Raw genomic sequence first — 251 nt, forward strand, 5'->3', positions numbered from 1 at the left:
TGTAAGTGCAGCAATGTATTTAGCTTATCGATACTAATAGGTCGAGGACTTGACCAATATTATTTGATGTTCATTGATTAAAATATATATGTAGTTTTTAGAGTGTTAACTCTAAAGAATCTAGTTTACTAGTTTCAATAACTTAATAGTAATATTAAGCATAAAGATTATGTGGTTACAATAGCAGAGAGGATACACCTGTTCCCATTCCGAACACAGAAGTTAAGCTCTCTAGCGCTGATGGTACTTGG

At 32.7% G+C, this 251-nt stretch carries 1 rRNA gene; it reads left to right on the top strand.

What is annotated here, in order from left to right:
* Positions 1-170 precede the first annotated feature (170 nt).
* Positions 171-251: ribosomal RNA gene (gene rrf / locus IC174_RS20955) — 5S ribosomal RNA — on the top strand; the annotation flags it as partial.

The organism is Clostridioides sp. ES-S-0001-03, assembly GCF_020676075.1.
Classification (GTDB): domain Bacteria; phylum Bacillota; class Clostridia; order Peptostreptococcales; family Peptostreptococcaceae; genus Clostridioides.